The sequence below is a fragment of the Listeria immobilis genome (genome assembly GCF_014322765.1).
Lineage (GTDB): Bacteria > Bacillota > Bacilli > Lactobacillales > Listeriaceae > Listeria > Listeria immobilis.
Window position 1 is genome coordinate 1 of the sequence record NZ_JAASTZ010000004.1, and the last position, 17966, is coordinate 17966.

A 17966-nucleotide genomic window follows, 5' to 3' on the forward strand; every position below is an offset into this window, starting at 1 on the left:
CTTAAATTCCAAACTGTATTTTGCCATACAAAAAAACCTCCAAAAGTTAGATTTTCAGGTCCAACTTTTGGGGGTCACTACATTCGGATAGGCTCTTTTATCTGTCATCAAAGTGGAATTTAGTGTATCTATATATCTGATTATTCTGAATAAATCACCCAAACCAAACAAACGAAATCGTTTTATGTTAGATTATCTAACCAACTTAACTGAATCGATCAATAATTCTTGCCTTTATTTAAAAATAGTGTATTATAAACGCATAAATAAAATATTTTATGTTAGCTTATCTAACAAAAGGAGAGTTGAGTATGGAATCAGTATTTATGTTCTTTTGTACTTTATTGGTTTGGTTAATGACACCAGGAATTGCTTTATTTTATGGTGGGATGGTTAGACGCAAAAATGTGTTAAGTACAGCAATGTATAGTTTTAGCTCGATGGCACTTATTTCCATCCTTTGGGTTATAGTTGGTTACTCCTTGGCATTTGCACCAGGAAATGGTTTTATCGGTAGTTTTGATTGGACTTTCCTTCATAATGTCGGATTTGCCGCAAATGATACTTACTCAGATGCTATTCCACACATTTTATTTATGATGTTTCAAATGACTTTTGCTATTTTAACGGTAGCTATCATTTCTGGGGCATTTGCAGAGCGGATGAACTTCTCCGCTTATTTACTATTTATCATTTTATGGTCATTACTCGTTTACTCCCCTGTTGCTCATTGGGTTTGGGGCGATGGCGGTTGGTTAAGAGAACTTGGCGCACTAGATTTTGCTGGTGGTAATGTGGTTCATATAAGTTCTGGGGTTACTGGTTTAGTTCTTGCAATTATGATAGGACGTCGTAAAGAAGCGGATTCTGCTTCTCCTCATAATTTACCTCTTGCTTTAATCGGTGGAATTCTCGTATGGTTTGGTTGGTATGGATTTAATGTTGGTAGCGCCTTAACAATTGATAATATAGCGATGACGGCTTTTGTCAATACTAATACGGCAGCTGCAGCCGGTATCATTGGCTGGGGACTAGTCGAGTGGTTAACTAACAAAAAACCAACCATGCTTGGTACTATTTCAGGTGCAATCGCTGGTTTAGTTTCAATCACACCTGCTGCCGGATTTGTCACGGTTCCAAGTTCACTAATTATCGGTTTTCTTGGTGGCGCACTTTGCTTCTGGGCAGTATTTTGGCTAAAAGGAAAAGTGAAATATGATGATGCGCTTGATGCGTTTGGATTGCACGGAATTGGTGGTATTTGGGGAGGTATTGCAACTGGGCTATTTGCTACCACTAAAATAAATGAAGCTGGTGCAGACGGTCTATTTTACGGCAACGCTTCTTTACTAGTAAAGCAATTCATCGCGATTGGTTCCACAGTGGCTTATGTAGCTATTATAACCGCCTTAATTGTTGTAGTAATCAAATTATTCTTGCCAATCCGTGTAAATGAGGAGCAAGAATATAGAGGACTTGATTTAACATTACATGGTGAAAAAGCGTATCAAGAATAAGGGAGGTAACAATATGTTAGGATTAACTAAAATCGAAATTATTACACGTCCAAACCGTTTTAACCTTTTCCAAAAAGAACTTGCTAAAATCGGCGTCAGTGGTTTAACCGTGACAAAAGCACTTGGAACTGGTCTGGAAAAAGGATTTATCGAGCTCTACCGTGGTACAAAAAAAGAAAGTAACATTCATGAACGAATGAAAATTGAAATTGTTGTATCTACCGTACCTGTAGAGGATGTACTTCGAGTTGTAAAAGAAACACTTCGAACCGGCGAACCTGGCGATGGAAAAGTATTTATTTACCCACTTTCTGAAGTTGTAAAAATTAGCACTGGCGAAACAGGTGTGGATGCATTACAAGATAAACCACAAAAATAAAATAGTTAAAATGGTGAATTAATTAAAAATGGGGCCTCTTTTCTAAAAAATCAATGAGAAATGGCATTTACCACTTCCCCTTCTAGGTTTTTACACTTATAATGAAAAAGGAAGAACGTTAAGTACAGATAAGGAGGCGCAAATTTCCCTATGCGTAAAATCCCCATTTTCACCCTTCTAGCAGCCATACTTCTTTTTGGCGGTTATTATCTTTATCAACATGCATCGTCTAAAGTAGATATTACCTTCAATTTCGTTGTGGATGATAAAGGAACAGACAATACTGTCACAGGCACAATTGATGGCGCTGGAAACAAAGCAGTTACGCTACCACTTTCTAAGGAGAGCTGGAATGCTGTAAAAAAAGGGAATCGCTACAATGTGGAAGCCACTTTTTATAATAAAAATAAAATCAGCTCCGATGAAGCGAAAGAACTGGACGGTCCTTTTTGGTCCAATAATTCCAATCAAGGATTATTAGTAAATAAAGTTCAAGTGGAAAATATTCAAGCATTAAGTGATGATTTTTAATAAAAAAGAATCCGAGTGGTGAACTCGGATTCTTTTTTAGTTAGATTCTTTTTTTACTGTCTCCAGTTTTAACTCAGCAAGTTGAGCTGCACTAACCTCACCCGGCGCATTAGTAAGAGGATCTACTGCACTTCCTGTTTTAGGAAAGGCGATTGTATCTCTCAAGTTGTTTCTTCCGGCTAAAATCATCACAATACGATCTAAGCCAAGTGCGATGCCACCATGCGGAGGTGTACCATACTCCAACGCTTCCATTAAGAAGCCAAATTGTTCCCTTGCCGCTTCATCTGTGAAACCAAGCGCGCGAAACATTGATTCTTGCACATCTTTTTTATAAATACGAAGCGAACCGCCACCAATTTCATAACCATTTAACACAATATCATAGGCCTCTGCCATCACTTTGGAAGAATCGGTTTCAAGCAATGGAATATCTTCTTCTTTTGGCAATGTGAACGGATGGTGTGCCGAAACATAACGTCCCGCTTCTTCATCGTATTCAAATAATGGCCAATCAGTTACCCATAAAAAGGCTAATTCTTCTTCATTAATTAAATGTAACTCTTTTCCGAGTTTATTACGTAATGCGCCAAGAGAAGCAGCAACAATATCTGCTTTATCAGCAGCAAATAGCAATAAATCTCCGTCTTCTGCTTGTAAAACTTTCATTAATTCTTGCGCTTTTTCCGCTTGAAAGAACTTAGCGATCGGGCCTTTTAATTCTCCAGCTTCCACTTTAAGCCACGCAAGACCTTTAGCACCGTGGCTAGCAACGAATACACCTAGCGCATCTAAATCCTTACGAGAAAAATTAGTTGCAGCTCCTTTAGCATTAATGGCTTTTACCTCGCCACCACTCTCTACCGCTGATTGGAATACTTTAAAATCAACGTCTTTTACAACCTCTGAAACATTTTGTAATTCCATATCAAATCGTATATCAGGTTTATCGCTTCCGAAACGATCCATTGCTTCTTTATAAGTCATTCGTGGGAAAGGTTTTTGAATTTGAATACCTTTTGCTTCTTTCACTACTTCAATAAGCATATCTTCCGTGATAGCTTGGATTTCTTCTTTTGTTAAAAAGCTTGTCTCTAAATCTATTTGGGTAAATTCCGGCTGGCGGTCCCCACGTAAATCTTCATCTCGGAAGCAACGAACGATTTGGTAATATTTATCAAATCCAGCAGTCATTAACAATTGTTTTAAAATTTGTGGTGATTGTGGCAATGCATAGAAATTACCTGGATAAACTCGGCTTGGTACAAGATAGTCGCGCGCCCCTTCTGGAGTACTTTTGGTTAAATAAGGGGTTTCAATATCAAAGAAACCAAGCGCATCTAATTTATTTCTAAATGTTCTAGTAACGGTATGACGCATTTTGAAAATATTATTCATTTCAGGACGACGTAAATCTAAATAACGATATTTTAAGCGAAGTTCATCTGAAACATTCACGCCATCTTCTATATAAAATGGTGGCGTTTTCGATGTATTTAAAATAGTAATTTCTTCTGCAAAAATTTCAATTCTCCCAGTAGCTAATTTTTCGTTAATGGCATTTTCAGCACGGGCACTAACCTTCCCTTTAATTGTAACCACAAATTCATTTCTTACACTATCTGCAATCGCGAGCGCTTCTTTAGATGCTTCTGGATTGAAGACCACCTGTACAATGCCTTCTCGGTCACGCAAATCAATGAAAATCAATCCTCCTAGATCACGGCGTTTTTGTACCCAACCATGAAGGATGACGCTTTGCCCAATATGAGCTTCATTTAACTCTCCGCAGTAACTTGTACGTTTCTCCATTTACTTCTCCTCCTTGGTATCTATTAGCTTCTTTTGTATTACTATATCTAAATTATCTTCAAAAATAGATTCTTGTTCACCAGTTTCCATGTTCTTCAATTGGTATTTACCGGTTTGCAGTTCTTCCTCACCAAGAATAATCGTATAAACAGCATTTTTTCGGTTTGCATCTTTGAGTTGCGCCTTTAATTTTCGTTTTAAATAGTCTTTTTCTGCACTAATTCCATTTTTTCGAAGTTTATTTACAAGTGTGACTGCTTTTAATTCTGCTTCTGGTTGTGCAGTAATAACATAAACTTCTAATGGTTTTTTCGCTGGAGTTTGGATATTTGCTTTCTCAAGAGCTAATAAAATACGTTCTACACCCAGACCAAACCCAATTCCTGGTGTATCCGGACCACCAAATTCTTTCACTAAGCCGTGGTATCTCCCGCCGCCACAAAGGGTTGTCTTAGCACCAAATCCTTCTTCCTCACTCATAATTTCGAAAGTAGTATGGTTATAATAATCAAGTCCGCGAACCATTGTTGGATCAATTTCAAATGGAATCTCTAGCGCATGCAAATATGTTTGGACTTTATTAAAATAAGAAGTGGATGCTTCATTTAAATAATCTAAAATAGAGGGTGCTGTTTGGATAAGTGGATTGTCATGATCCTTTTTACAATCTAAAATACGCAGTGGATTTTTGTGTAATCGCACTTGGCATTCAGAACAAAATTCATCTATATGAGGCTCAAAATGACTTACTAATGCCTCACGATGTTTTAAGCGGCTTTCTTTATCGCCTAGACTATTAATGACCAATTTGATATTTTGCAAACCAATGCGAGTAATAAACTCCATCGCTAGGGAGATAACTTCTACATCAATTGAGGCATCATCACTACCAATTGCCTCTATTCCCATTTGAGTAAATTGGCGTTGTCTACCTCCTTGTGGGCGTTCATAGCGGAACATTGGTTCATTATAATACATTTTGATTGGCTGGCTCACATCACCGTATAATTTATGCTCAACGAAAGCACGAACAACCGAAGCAGTTCCTTCTGGTCGTAAAGTGAGGCTTCTACCGCCTTTATCTTGAAAAGTGTACATTTCTTTTGAGACAATATCAGTAGAATCGCCAACTCCTCGTTCAAACAGCTCAGTATGTTCAAAAATAGGTGTTCGAATTTCTTGATATTGGTAGTTTTCACAAACTGTTGCAAATTCACGCTCTAGAAAATGCCATTTTGCTATCTCTTCTGGTAAAATATCACGTGTCCCTCTTGGTAATTGCATAATTCTTTCCCTCCTTATTTACTTCAACATATAAAGAAAAACCCCCGCCCCTTGTTATAAAAACAAGGGACGAGAGTTTATTTACACCCGTGGTACCACCCTAATTAGAACTAAAAAAGTCCTCACTTAAGTCAGTTAACGCCTGAATACGTTCTTGTTTACTTTTATTCAACAAGAAACCTCGAGAGTGTCTTTTCAGAAAATATGACTATCTTTATCCTTTCAGCCAAATGGGATAAATTCTCTTTATAGCAGGGATTTCCTTACTTTTCTCTGTCGCTAGTTTTAAATATGAATTATTCTAAGATTACTAAAAACACATAGAAAAGTCAACATTTTGTCAAAATTTTTATAAAAACTTACTTTCTAGTTCCATGAAAGCGCATTTTATGGTAACATTTTACTGTCAGATAAAAGTTAATGAGTATATAGGTGGTGTCAGCTTTAAATGAAGAATAAATTCATTTTTATTACCGTTGTCTCCATTTTATTGATTGCAGCAGGTATTGTTACCACAATTGCTATGGCGAACGCAAATTCTGTCGTCGTAAAAGCAGAAGTCATAAATGTCCGCAGCGGTCCTGGATTGGCCTATGATGTAACAAGCCAAGCCAGAAAAAATGAAGTACTCCGGGTAGTCGGTGAAGAAAATCAGTGGTACAAGGTCCAATTAGATAATGGTAACAGTGGTTGGGTTGCAAGCTGGTTAGTTGAAAATACAGAAGTCAGTGCAGCAAGTAACAGTGTCGCTATTGTCAATTCGGATGGCGGTTTAAATGTACGTGAAAAACCAAGTACCTCAAGTAAATCACTCGGCTTACTTAATAACGGTGATCAAGTAACCGTTACAAGTCAACAAAATGGTTGGGCACAAATCCAATATCAAGGAAAAAGTGCTTGGGCTAGTTCCACCTACTTAGATATTCGTGAATCTGTAACAAAAGTAGATGATAGTAATCTGCAAACTGTTACAATTCGTGAAAACTCCACTAATATTCGAAGCGATGCAAGCCGAAATAGTGCTGTCCTTGAAAAAGCTAATTCCGGTCAAAGTTTTGCTATTCAAGGAGTTCAAGGTGACTGGTATCAAATCAGAACAACAAGTGGCACAACCGGTTATGTCGCTAACTGGGTTGTCGATGTCTCGAATAAAGGACAAACAGCTACGCCAAAAAGTAAAACGACCAAATTATCCGAAGCAACTATTGTGATTGATCCTGGTCACGGAGGTAATGATCCCGGTGCAAAAGGCGCAGCAGGAACCATTGAAAAAGAAATGACGTTAAAAACAGCCAACAAAGTGAAGTCCAAACTCGAAGCTAATGGTGCGAAAGTAATTTTAACTAGAGATAGCGATGAATACATTTCTTTAAAATCACGCACAAATAAAGCGGCTAAAAATAATGCCGACGTATTTATTAGCCTTCATTTTGATAGTTTAGAAGACAACAAATCTGGTGTAAGCGGTCAAACGACTTATTATTATGATAATAATGATAAAGCGCTCGCTAAAAGCATTAATACAAGCCTTGGTAAAGAACTCCCTACTTCTAACCGTGGGGCAAGGGTTGGCGATTATTATGTTTTAAGAGAAAACTCTCAACCTGCTGTACTTCTAGAACTTGGTTATCTAAGTTCTACAAAAGATGAACGAAATATTAATTCCGTCTCTTATAGAAGTAAAATTGCAGATGCAGTAGTAGACGGCTTATCCGATTATTTCTCTAACTAAAAAAAGCAATCATTTAGAAGATTTGTTTCTTCTAAATGATTGCTTTTTCATTTACCCATTTCTTCTGAATCGAGCAAAATCGTAACTGGCCCGTGATTGATAATTTTTACATCCATAAAAGCGCCGAATACGCCTGTCTCAACGACGAACCCCGCTTCTGCAAGTTTCGTATTAAATAAGTCATAAAGTGCTTCTGCTTTCTCTCCTGGAGCTGATTTTGTAAAGCTAGGACGTTTCCCCTTACTTACATCGGCATATAAGGTAAACTGAGAGACGCTTAAAATCGCCCCACCTTGTTCTGCTAAAGAGATATTCATCTTCTCTGAATCATCTTCAAAGATTCGTAATCCAGTCACTTTTTTCGCCATATAATCAACGGTTTCTGGAGTATCACTATGTGTAAATCCAACTAGCAAACAAAGCCCTCCAGCAATCTCACTAATTACTTCTTCTTCCACACTTACGGAAGCCTCATAACACCTTTGCAGTAGCACGCGCATCTCTTTCACTCCTTTAATTCATTAAACGTCTCACTGTATAGACATCTGGAATTTGTTTGATTTTATCTACCACTCGTTGCAGATGATTGATATTATGAATTTGAAGCGTAACGACTAGTGTCGCCATTTTATTATTATCTACCTTGGCATTAACGCCATTAATATTCGAAGTTAAGCTATTAATAACTTGCAGAATATCATTTAGTAGACCATTACGATTATATCCAAAAATTTCGATATCCACGTTATAATCATTTTTCGCTTGAGAATCTGTGTCTTCCCAATCTACTTCTATTAACCGTTCTGCTTCAATTGTTTGGACATTGGGACAATCTTGGCGATGAATAGAAATCCCACGACCTTTAGTAATATAACCAACTATCTCATCTCCTGGTACGGGATTACAACAACGCGAAAGTCGAATGAGTAAATTACCCACACCTTGGACGACAACACCTGCATTATGTTTGATTTTCAATTTTTCATTATTGGCGTCTGAATTAGAAGGTTTGTTTTCGGTTTGAGTGAGTAGTTTCTCTGTTTCCGCCTCAAGTTCACGTTCTTTTCGAAGCTTTTCAGTTAATCGGTTAGCAACTTGCAATGCAGTAATACCGTTATATCCAACAGCCGCAAAAAGATCATCTTCATGAGAAAAATTCAGCTTATCTGCAAGCTTACGAAGATTTTCTGGTAACATAATTTTTTTAGGCTCAAATCCAAGTTGTCTAATTTCTTTTTCTACTAAGTCACGTCCCTTTTCGACATTTTCTTCTTTAGCTTGTCGTTTAAAGAACTGTTTAATTTTATTTCTAGCTTGAGATGTCTGGACGAGTTTCAACCAATCACGGCTTGGTCCATACGAATGTTTGGAAGTTAAAATATCAATAATATCGCCTGTTTTTAGCTTATAATCTAAAGTGACAATTTTACCGTTAATTTTTGCGCCAATTGTCTTATTCCCAATTTCCGTATGCACGCGGTAAGCAAAATCAAGTGGTACAGAGCCATTTGGCAGCTCATACACATCTCCTTTGGGTGTAAACACATACACAACATCTGAAAATAAATCGAGTTTTAAACTTTCCATAAATTCTTCTGCATTATCTGATTCATTTTGATATTCTAATATTTCTCGGAACCAAGTTAATTTATTATCAAAAGAAGTTTTTGAATTAACTACTTTTCCTTCTTTATAAGCCCAATGTGCTGCAACCCCATATTCAGCGATTTGATGCATTTCATGTGTTCGAATTTGTACTTCGAGTGGTTCGCCTTGAGGGCCAATTACAGTCGTATGAATTGATTGATACATATTTGATTTAGGCATCGCAACATAATCTTTAAAGCGACCTGGCATTGGTTTCCAACGTGTATGAATGATTCCAAGCACCGCATAACAGTCCTTAATGCTGCTAACAACAATCCGAACGGCTAATAAATCATAAATTTCATTAAATTGTTTATTTTGTTCCGTCATTTTTCGGTAAATGGAATAAATATGTTTTGGTCGTCCAGAAATGTCTGCTTGAATATTAAGTTCATCGAGGTTTTCATTAACACCATCAATAACATCATTCAAATAACGCTCTCTTGCATCTCGCTTTTGTTTCATCAAGTGAACGATACGATAATATTGCTGTGGATTTAAATAACGCAGCGCTGTATCTTCCAGTTCCCATTTTACGCGAGAAATCCCTAAGCGATGTGCAAGTGGTGCAAAAATTTCTAAAGTTTCATTCGCAATTCTACGCTGCTTTTCGACTGGTAAATGCTTTAATGTGCGCATATTGTGTAGACGATCAGCTAGTTTAATGAGAATAACACGAATGTCTTGTGCCATTGCAATAAACATTTTTCGGTGATTCTCAGCCTGTTGCTCTTCATGCGATTTATATTTTATTTTACCAAGTTTAGTAACCCCATCTACAAGCATGGCCACTTCGCTACCGAATGCTTCTTCCAAATCAGCAAGTGTGACTGGAGTATCTTCAACCACATCATGTAAAAAACCAGATGCTACTGTGGAGGGGTCCATTCTTAATTCTACTAAAATGCCGGCAACTTGAATTGGATGAATAATATACGGCTCACCTGATTTACGAAATTGTTCTTTATGAGAATCGCGCGCAAATTCATACGCTTTTTTTACAAGCGCAAGATGTTCCTGATTCATATAATGAGAAGCCAAATCAATGACTTGCTCAGCTGTCAGATTTTGTTCTTTCGCCATTTACATTCACCCTCTTATCTACTTGTCATGTACACAACTTAAAAACACCCATAATTGAGTGTTCGAAAAAGATTCTTGTCTAATATTATAGCATGAGGCTACTTTATTTATAAAGCACTTTTCCTTGCTTTTTCACAATTTCTAATTGATTTGGTATTTTTCTTAAAAAAACTACCCCTAAAATATCAGGAGTAGTTTAAATTTTATAATTTCATTAAGATTAAGCGATCATAACCATTTAATTTTTTATGGCCTTCTAATTCTTTTAGCTCAATTAAAAATGCACAACCTGCAACAATTCCACCCAGTTCTTCTACTAATTTTATAGTTGCTTCAATGGTTCCACCTGTTGCAAGTAAATCATCTGTAATTAACACTCGTTGACCCGGTTTGATAGCATCACTATGCATTGATAATTTATTAGTACCATATTCTAAATCATATTCCATTTCAATTGTTTCACGTGGTAATTTGCCAGGTTTACGAACTGGTGCAAAACCGATTCCAAGCGCATAAGCAACTGGACAGCCAATAATAAATCCACGTGCTTCTGGTCCAACAATAATATCGATTTTTAATTCTTTGGCATATTCAACAATTTTATCTGTAGCAAATCGATAAGCCTCTCCATCATTCATTAAAGGAGTAATATCTTTAAAAACAATTCCTTTTTTCGGCCAATCATTGACAATCGCTACGTAATTCTCTAAATCTTTAATTTCCATTTTCAAGTTCCTCCGCATTCGGGTAAATTGATGTTTCCATCATTGATTTCATCCAACTATGAATTTCGTTGTAGTTAGAGTATAACAATTTTTTACGAGTAGTAATTTCTGCTACTTTTTGTTGATATACAAGTGACTCATCCAGATTACGTTTTCCAACTACTTGATTGACGATAATCTGACCACTTTCCATTTTAGCAAATTCTAAATCAAAAAACACGTTTGACATAAAATCGATTTGTTCTTTGTTCCAACCAAATTTTTGCATTAAACGAGGGGTGTATTTTTCAATAGAAAATGGTTGGAATTTTTTTATTAAGCTATATAACTCAGCAAATGCTGTACGATCCGGGATTGCCGGGATTTGATTCCCTTCAACCGCGTCAAAATGAACAAAGATGCGCGCCGGTTTTATCTCGCGTACAATTTCTTCAATTATTTCGATGTTTGCTGGAATATCTGCAAAAACAAGTTCATCCGCTTGAATCGCTAATTTGAAATCCGTATTTTCATCGACTAAAAGGTAGTTTTGATCCTTTAGTGTTACCGTTGTTCGCTCTTTAAAACAAATATATATACGTGAATCTGTTTTTTCTTGGAGAATTCGTGACCACTCAGCCTTGTTTCGCACATCAAAAAGTTGCCAGTGTGGAATACGAACATCCATCATTCTAAGTTGCGGTTTTTTAATATTATTCCATTCATTTATAGATAGCTCACCGACAACATCCACTTCTGCTGAAGGAGCAATTTTTTCTACTAAGTCACCTACACCAAAACCAATTGCATCAAGGGTAACATCGCTTTCCTTACTACCAAGCATTGTTTTTAAATGTGTTTTATCCGCACCAATTCGTTTTGTCCCTTTTAAATGCATGCCTTCTAGTAGAAATATTGGTTTTGGGTTGTCCATACCAAAGGGTGCTAGTTTTTCTAATTGAGTAATGAAAGAAACTGAAACATCAGCTAAATGGATACGCTCTTCTATTTGTAGTGCCTGACGAAAATCTTCCTCTTTAAGAAGATTTGCTTCCTCTTCTAACTTCATTTCTAGCTCACTTAAGTTTTCTACTGGCAAAGTAAGCCCAGCAGCCATCGGGTGACCACCAAAAGCAGTCATTAGCTCTCTATGATTATTAAGCGCTTGATATAAGTGAAAAGAGGCAATACTACGACCAGAACCTTTTGCAACTCCAGTAAGCGAATCTATCCCTAACACAATTGCCGGTCTTGAATAAATATTCACTAATTTAGAGGCAACAATCCCTAAAATTCCAGTATTCCAATCTTCACCACTAACTACTAAAATTTTCCCAAGATTGTCCTTTGCTTCAATGGCTTCAATCGCTAGTTTTGTAGTATCTACCACAATTTGTTTGCGTTCATTATTGGCATCATCAATTTCTTCTGCTAGAAAAAGGGCTTCTTCAGGATCTTCTGTTAACAGCAAGTCGGCTGCTGGATCAGCTGGGCCAAGCCGTCCAACTGCATTCAGTCTTGGAGCAAGTCCAAAGCCAATAGTTTCTTCTGTCGCTTCTTCTAATTTCAAACTAGCTTTTTTAGCTAAAACAGCTAAGCCGATGTTCGCGCCTTCACGCAATTGACGCAAACCTTGTTGCACAAACATTCGATTTTCATCTGTTAAGGAAACCAAGTCGGCAACCGTACCAACTGCAACTAAATCGAGCAATTCTTTAGGTTCTTCCCCAAGAAGCGCATGAGATAATTTATAAGACACCCCCACACCAGCTAGTTCGTCAAATGGATAAGCTGATTTAGGATGTTTTGGATGAATAACAGCGACTGCTTCTGGCATCACTTCTCTTGGCTCATGATGATCCGTTACAATAACATCTAATCCAATTTCCTTAGCATGCGACATTACCTCGAGTGCGGCGATACCATTATCTACTGTAATGATTAAATCCACACCTTGATTTTTCGCCATATCAAAAGCCGCGATATTAGGACCATAACCTTCTGTAAATCGATTGGGAATATAAAAATCTACATTCGCACCTAAATGCCGCAATGTTTTCATAAGTACTGCAATACTTGTAACACCATCCGCATCGTAATCACCGTAAATAAGCATTTGTTCATTTAATTCGATTGCTTTCTTAATTCGAGCAACTGCCAAATCCATTTCAGCAAATAAGAATGGATCGTAACTTTGATATTTTTCTGGGTGGAAAAATTTATCGAATTGTCCTTGCGTTGTAATCTTTCTTTTCCAAAGTAATTTTGCAAGTGGAAGTGAAATTTTTAGTTGTTCAGCTAATTGAATAGCTTTCTCTTCTTCAGCTTCCTCGATATTCCATAAGTATTTTGAATCAATCACATTACCCCACCTCTCAACCTTCCTATTATATCGAAAATCACTCGAAAAACCAAGAGGAATCTACAAAACAAAAAACGCCAACATTAAAAGTTGACGTTTTACTATTTATTTAGTCGTATTTGCATTTTTATCCGGTTCGCGTTTTTCTACTTGGGACGAATGAGTTTTCATTGCCTTTGCAGCTGCTAGTTGGCGCTCTAATTCTGTTTTTTCTGTCGTTAATTGTTTTAATTTTTTCTTCATACTGCGTGATTTAGTAATATTTAAGAAGAAAATAATCAAACAACCACAAAGCACTGAGCCTAAAATAATTAAAATAAGTGGCCAATCTGCTTGAAGAAATAAGAAATTAACTTCTACTGGATCTACATTAATAACAGCGAATATCGCAATAATAAGTGCTAAAATAATTCCGACAATCACTTGCCATTGAATTTTGTTTTCTTTCATCTTTTTCTCCTCCTCGCCATGATTATCTTAGTATTTACCCGTTTCCATCCTAATAAAAACAGCCGAATTCCCTTCTTTGAAATTCGGCCATCTTTTTTAAATTACAGGTTGTCCATTATTACGTTGTTTTTTCTTTTTAACTGTACTAATTGGACCTTTTTTGCGTAGTTGTCTTGCTTTAAATACGTACCAAAGTTGCATCGCCATAAATATCGAGGAGAATACACTAGATACAAGTCCAACAAGTAAAGCAATCGAGAAGTTTAGTATGGATTCACTACCGAATAATACTAGCGCAAGAACTGTGAAAACAACTGTTAGAATAGTATTAATCGAACGAGTGAAGGTTTGACGTAATGCCTTATTAACAGCATTAGCAATTTCTTCTTTCGTTTTGAAACGCTGCATTTTCATACTAATATCCCGTACTCGGTCAGCGGTGACTATTGTATCATTTATCGAATAACCGATAACTGTTAGAACCGCAGCGATAAAGGTTAAATCCACCTCCAGCCTTGTTATACTGAAGAAGATAAAGATAATAAATGCATCAAATAGTAAGGATAAAATCGCAGCAATTCCCATATAAAACTCAAAGCGGATTGCAATGTAAATAACGATTAATATCGAAGCAATTCCAAGCGCTAAGAAACCATTTTTTGCAAGTTCTTTTCCGACAGTTGGCGACACGGTGCTAATACTTGGTTCATGCTTATATTTGTCCTCAAAATAATTTTTAAATTTAGCTACTTCATCTTGTGATAACGTTCCTTTATAAGAAACAACGGCTGTTTTTGAACCAGAGCCTTGAAAAACAATATCATCAGATGGCATGCCAATATTATCTAGGTCTTTTTTAATTTGTGTTTCTGTTAAAGTATGGTCAGCAGTGACTTCTGCTCGAGTCCCACTGGCAAAATCAATACCCAAATTCAGTCGGAACACAGAGAGTATAACGATCCCAATAATGACTATTCCAGCGAAAATAGATAAGAATAATCGGTGATGTTTAACAAAATCAAAACGATCAAAATGTGTTTTTAAGTTAAAGCTGTTAATGCCTTCATGTAAATTATGAATATCTTTACGTCTAACTGCAAAGAAAGCAGGTTTATTATTAAGCCAGTTACTTTTCACTAGTAGTCCAAGAAGGAATCTTGATCCCCATACCGCAGTCAAGAAACTCACTAAAATACTAATAATCAGCACTGTTGCAAAACCTTTAATCGAGCTTGTACCAAAATAGAATAGTACTCCGGCTACAATTAATGTTGTTAAGTTCCCATCCAAAATTGCACGGAACGCTTCTTTTCCACCAACTTCAAAGGCAGCTTTTGTCGACCTTCCGACTTTGATTTCCTCTTTTATCCGCTCGTAAGTGATTACGTTCGCGTCAACAGCCATACCTATCCCCAGAATCAATCCTGCAATCCCCGGAAGAGTTAGTGTGGCATGAAGTAAACTTAGTATTAGTAGAACTAAATAAGTGTATGCAATAAGTGTCACTGAAGCAATCACACCTGGTAAACGATATACAGCCATCATGAAAATAAAGATTGCAATAACACCAATAATACCAGCTAAAATAGTTTCTTGTAATGCATCTTGTCCGAATTGTGCGCCAACAGAAGTAGAATACACTTCTTTCATTTGAACAGGAAGTGCCCCAGCATTAAGAAGATCTGCTAAATCTTTCGCTTCTTCTGTTGTAAAATTACCAGAAATCTCCACTTTATCTGTATCAAGAACACTACTTACATTTGGTGCCGATAAGTATGCTGGATTTTCCTTTTCACGTTCGACTTTATATTTTTGTCCTTCTTTCCAATCTAGCCAAATAACTAATTGATTATCAGGCGCTTCTGCTAAAATGGTTTTGGTTACATCAGCAAATTTATCTGCACTTTTTAGTTTTAAGGTAACGATTGCATTGTTATTTGAATCAAATGCTTGTTTTGCTCCTCCTGCAACAAGGTCACTACCATTCATCATCATTTTGTCATTTGCATCTCTAAATGATAACTGGGCGGTGGTGGATAACATTTTTCTTGCTTCTGCCTGGTCAGTTACCCCTGCAAGTTGAACTCGAATACGGTTATCTCCCTCGATTTGAATACTTGGTTCCGCCACTCCTAATGAGTTAACCCGTTTATCGAGTGCTGTTACAGTATCTGTTAGCGTTTGCTTAGATACAGTTCCTTCTCCATCAGCAGGTGAAACTTCATAAAGAACTTCAAAACCACCTTGAAGATCTAGACCAAGGTTTATGTTTTGCATAACCATTTTTGCGGTGCCAAATACAGCACCAAAGATAATTGCAACTACTAGAAAGAATATAATTATCTTACTCTTTTTTACCATTTTTGTTTCGTTCCTCCCTCATCTAAACCATAACAAATCCAGTCTATTAACAAATTGTTACGCTTTTATGAACTCATTTGTCAGCAGACTGTTCATCTTCCATATTCGGTTGAAGCTCGCTTTCTACAGTTGAAATATGGCTATTTGATTGTTGTTCAGCTGTCTTCGTAATAAATTGCATTAATTGTCCAATTTTCATTTGCATAACATCATTTATTCTTTCATGCAAAGCTGGGGCAGGTCTATTTTTCCATTTTTCTTCTGTTAAAAATGCCCAAATGTGGCTGGCCTTGATTTCTCGGTAGCCTAATATGTGAAAATCCTCCACTTTGATTAAAATCGCTGGTTCTAAATCCTCATACCAAGCTGAAAATGAATCCGTCATCAAGTCATCCCCTTTCTTAAACAATAAGCATATTCCCATTTTATCTAAAAATCAGCTAAATGGGAAGTATAAGCTCTAAAATATGATGATTAAAAAATGCCATTTCACCGTTTAAAGGGAAATGGCATTTTTAGTTTGCTTATTATTTGTTGTCTTCAGTAACTTCAGTGTCATCAGAAGTTGTTTCTGCAACAGCTGGAGTAGAAACCGCGCTGCCTTTTTCAAGTACAGTTCTTACTGCATTACGGTCAAATGTTAATTTGCAATTTCCGCATTTTAAAATAACTGTGCCATCTTCAATTGCTTCTACAACACCATGAAGTCCACCAATAGTGATAATTTTATCACCTTTCGCTAAACTACTTTGCATATTTTGTACTTCTTTTTGACGTTTTTGTTGAGGTCTGATTAATAGGAAATAAAACAGAACAATCATCAAAATAATTGGTATAAATGTTACAATACCGCCCATATTTTCCAACTCCTTTCGATACTTTATATATATTAGAAATTTTTTGCATCAGGACGATTAAATCCGTATTGCTCAAAAAATTCTTCCCTAAAATCAGCAAGACGATCTTCCATAATAGCGGAACGAACTTGCTTCATTAAGTTTAACAGAAAATGAAGATTATGATAAGTTGTAAGTCTAATTCCAAAAGTTTCTTCACAACGAATCAAATGTCGAATGTATGCACGGGAGTAATTCTTACAAGTATAACAATCACAATTTTCATCAATTGGACGGAAATCATGTGTAAACTTAGCATTTTTAATTACCAAGCGCCCATTGGATGTCATACAAGTACCATTACGTGCTATACGAGTAGGTAGAACACAATCAAACATGTCAATCCCACGAATCACACCATCAATTAATGAGTCAGGTGAACCTACGCCCATTAAATAACGTGGTTTATTAGCTGGCAATAGCGGTGTAGTATGTTCCAAAACACGATTCATAACATCTTTTGGCTCACCGACCGATAAACCGCCGATTGAATATCCAGGAAAGTCTAGCGAAACCAAGTCTTTGGCACTTTGAGCTCTTAAATCTTCATAAGCTCCACCTTGGACGATACCAAACAAACCTTGGTCTTCTGGTCTTGCATGTGCTTTTAAGCCACGTTCAGCCCAGCGAGATGTTCGCTCTACTGATTTTTTCATATATTCATGTGAAGCTGGATATGGTGGGCATTCATCAAAGCTCATCATAATGTCTGACCCAAGTGCATTTTGAATTTGAATTGCTTTTTCTGGTGATAAGAAAAGTTTGTCTCCATTTAAGTGATTACGGAAATGAACGCCCTCTTCTTTGATATCACGCATTTTACTCAAACTAAACACCTGAAAACCACCTGAATCGGTTAAGATTGGTTGATCCCAGTTCATAAATTTATGTAGTCCGCCTGCTTCCCTAATTAGCTCTTCACCAGGACGTAACCATAAGTGATAGGTGTTGCTTAAAATAATTCCTGCGCCCATCGCTTTTAACTCTTCAGGCGACATTGTTTTTACCGTTGCAAGTGTTCCAACTGGCATAAACATAGGAGTATCAAATGTGCCGTGCGGTGTATGGATTTTACCGAGACGAGCACCTGTTTGTTTATCTGTTTTTATTAGTTCATAACGAATGGCAGACATGTGTTACCTCTTTCTTATTTACTCTATTCACTAGCATAACGAAAAATGCGTACGAAAACAAGCTTTTATATTATT

At 36.8% G+C, this 17966-nt stretch carries 15 protein-coding genes and 1 other annotated feature; of the genes, 4 read left to right on the forward strand and 11 right to left on the reverse strand.

The genetic code is table 11. The features are described 5' to 3' along the window. The first annotated feature begins 311 nt into the window (after window positions 1–311). The 3 genes from HCJ50_RS03435 (at window position 312) to HCJ50_RS03445 (ending at window position 2427) form a co-directional block, all read left to right on the forward strand. Window positions 312–1517: an ammonium transporter gene (locus HCJ50_RS03435; RefSeq protein WP_185347485.1), complete on the forward strand. Its 1206-nt coding sequence runs from the start codon at window positions 312–314 to the stop codon at window positions 1515–1517. 13 nt (window positions 1518–1530) lie between these two features. Next, window positions 1531–1896, forward strand: a complete 366-nt coding sequence (locus tag HCJ50_RS03440) for a P-II family nitrogen regulator (protein ID WP_185347483.1) — start codon at window positions 1531–1533, stop codon at window positions 1894–1896. Between the two features lie 150 nt (window positions 1897–2046). Continuing rightward, on the forward strand, window positions 2047–2427 hold the full coding sequence (locus HCJ50_RS03445) for a hypothetical protein (protein ID WP_185347481.1): 381 nt from the start codon (window positions 2047–2049) through the stop codon (window positions 2425–2427). A gap of 36 nt (window positions 2428–2463) precedes the next feature. Here the strand turns inward: HCJ50_RS03445 and aspS are convergent, their stop codons facing one another. Together aspS and hisS are read right to left on the reverse strand one after the other, a co-directional pair. Continuing rightward, entirely contained in the window at window positions 2464–4239 is a 1776-nt protein-coding gene (gene aspS / locus HCJ50_RS03450) for an aspartate--tRNA ligase (protein WP_187127465.1), read from the reverse strand. After that, complete coding sequence (gene hisS, locus HCJ50_RS03455; protein ID WP_185347477.1) at window positions 4240–5523, reverse strand: histidine--tRNA ligase; 1284 nt, start codon at window positions 5521–5523, stop codon at window positions 4240–4242. 62 nt (window positions 5524–5585) lie between these two features. Then, window positions 5586–5812, reverse strand: a binding site (T-box leader). Window positions 5813–5971: 159 nt separating this feature from the next. On the opposite strand from hisS, the gene HCJ50_RS03460 reads away from it, so the two are divergent. Further along, on the forward strand, window positions 5972–7255 hold the full coding sequence (locus tag HCJ50_RS03460; RefSeq protein WP_185347475.1) for an N-acetylmuramoyl-L-alanine amidase: 1284 nt from the start codon (window positions 5972–5974) through the stop codon (window positions 7253–7255). A gap of 47 nt (window positions 7256–7302) precedes the next feature. On the opposite strand, the gene dtd is transcribed toward HCJ50_RS03460, so the two are convergent. The 9 genes from dtd to tgt all read right to left on the reverse strand — a co-directional run bounded on the left by dtd (window position 7303) and on the right by tgt (window position 17891). After that, on the reverse strand, window positions 7303–7755 hold the full coding sequence (gene dtd, locus HCJ50_RS03465) for a D-aminoacyl-tRNA deacylase (RefSeq protein WP_185347474.1): 453 nt from the start codon (window positions 7753–7755) through the stop codon (window positions 7303–7305). A gap of 13 nt (window positions 7756–7768) precedes the next feature. Continuing rightward, the gene (locus tag HCJ50_RS03470) at window positions 7769–9985 is read right to left on the reverse strand and encodes a RelA/SpoT family protein (protein WP_185347472.1); all 2217 of its coding nucleotides are present in this window, start codon (window positions 9983–9985) and stop codon (window positions 7769–7771) included. Between the two features lie 203 nt (window positions 9986–10188). Then, window positions 10189–10710, reverse strand: coding sequence for an adenine phosphoribosyltransferase (locus HCJ50_RS03475; protein WP_014092886.1), 522 nt, complete (start codon window positions 10708–10710; stop codon window positions 10189–10191). Continuing rightward, entirely contained in the window at window positions 10700–13051 is a 2352-nt protein-coding gene (gene recJ, locus HCJ50_RS03480; protein WP_185347470.1) for a single-stranded-DNA-specific exonuclease RecJ, read from the reverse strand. The genes HCJ50_RS03475 and recJ overlap by 11 nt, the downstream gene beginning before the upstream one ends. Before the next feature lie 105 nt (window positions 13052–13156). Further along, window positions 13157–13501, reverse strand: coding sequence for a LapA family protein (locus HCJ50_RS03485; protein WP_185347468.1), 345 nt, complete (start codon window positions 13499–13501; stop codon window positions 13157–13159). A gap of 96 nt (window positions 13502–13597) precedes the next feature. Further along, window positions 13598–15862: a protein translocase subunit SecDF gene (gene secDF / locus HCJ50_RS03490; protein WP_185347466.1), complete on the reverse strand. Its 2265-nt coding sequence runs from the start codon at window positions 15860–15862 to the stop codon at window positions 13598–13600. Window positions 15863–15935: 73 nt separating this feature from the next. Further along, on the reverse strand, window positions 15936–16247 hold the full coding sequence (locus tag HCJ50_RS03495) for a post-transcriptional regulator (RefSeq protein WP_185347464.1): 312 nt from the start codon (window positions 16245–16247) through the stop codon (window positions 15936–15938). 142 nt (window positions 16248–16389) lie between these two features. Next, window positions 16390–16719: a preprotein translocase subunit YajC gene (yajC, locus tag HCJ50_RS03500; RefSeq protein ID WP_185347462.1), complete on the reverse strand. Its 330-nt coding sequence runs from the start codon at window positions 16717–16719 to the stop codon at window positions 16390–16392. Window positions 16720–16751: 32 nt separating this feature from the next. After that, window positions 16752–17891: a tRNA guanosine(34) transglycosylase Tgt gene (gene tgt, locus HCJ50_RS03505; protein WP_185347460.1), complete on the reverse strand. Its 1140-nt coding sequence runs from the start codon at window positions 17889–17891 to the stop codon at window positions 16752–16754. Window positions 17892–17966 lie beyond the last annotated feature (75 nt).

Excerpts from the sequence above, each read along its gene's own strand:
- HCJ50_RS03435 (WP_185347485.1), top strand. The coding sequence starts at position 312 with ATGGAATCAGTATTTATGTTCTTTTGTACTTTATTGGTTTGGTTAATG.
- HCJ50_RS03440 (WP_185347483.1), top strand. The coding sequence starts at position 1,531 with ATGTTAGGATTAACTAAAATCGAAATTATTACACGTCCAAACCGTTTT.
- HCJ50_RS03445 (WP_185347481.1), top strand. The coding sequence starts at position 2,047 with ATGCGTAAAATCCCCATTTTCACCCTTCTAGCAGCCATACTTCTTTTT.
- aspS (WP_187127465.1), bottom strand. The coding sequence starts at position 4,239 with ATGGAGAAACGTACAAGTTACTGCGGAGAGTTAAATGAAGCTCATATT.
- hisS (WP_185347477.1), bottom strand. The coding sequence starts at position 5,523 with ATGCAATTACCAAGAGGGACACGTGATATTTTACCAGAAGAGATAGCA.
- HCJ50_RS03460 (WP_185347475.1), top strand. The coding sequence starts at position 5,972 with ATGAAGAATAAATTCATTTTTATTACCGTTGTCTCCATTTTATTGATT.
- dtd (WP_185347474.1), bottom strand. The coding sequence starts at position 7,755 with ATGCGCGTGCTACTGCAAAGGTGTTATGAGGCTTCCGTAAGTGTGGAA.
- HCJ50_RS03470 (WP_185347472.1), bottom strand. The coding sequence starts at position 9,985 with ATGGCGAAAGAACAAAATCTGACAGCTGAGCAAGTCATTGATTTGGCT.
- HCJ50_RS03475 (WP_014092886.1), bottom strand. The coding sequence starts at position 10,710 with ATGGAAATTAAAGATTTAGAGAATTACGTAGCGATTGTCAATGATTGG.
- HCJ50_RS03485 (WP_185347468.1), bottom strand. The coding sequence starts at position 13,501 with ATGAAAGAAAACAAAATTCAATGGCAAGTGATTGTCGGAATTATTTTA.
- secDF (WP_185347466.1), bottom strand. The coding sequence starts at position 15,862 with ATGGTAAAAAAGAGTAAGATAATTATATTCTTTCTAGTAGTTGCAATT.
- HCJ50_RS03495 (WP_185347464.1), bottom strand. The coding sequence starts at position 16,247 with ATGACGGATTCATTTTCAGCTTGGTATGAGGATTTAGAACCAGCGATT.
- yajC (WP_185347462.1), bottom strand. The coding sequence starts at position 16,719 with ATGGGCGGTATTGTAACATTTATACCAATTATTTTGATGATTGTTCTG.
- tgt (WP_185347460.1), bottom strand. The coding sequence starts at position 17,891 with ATGTCTGCCATTCGTTATGAACTAATAAAAACAGATAAACAAACAGGT.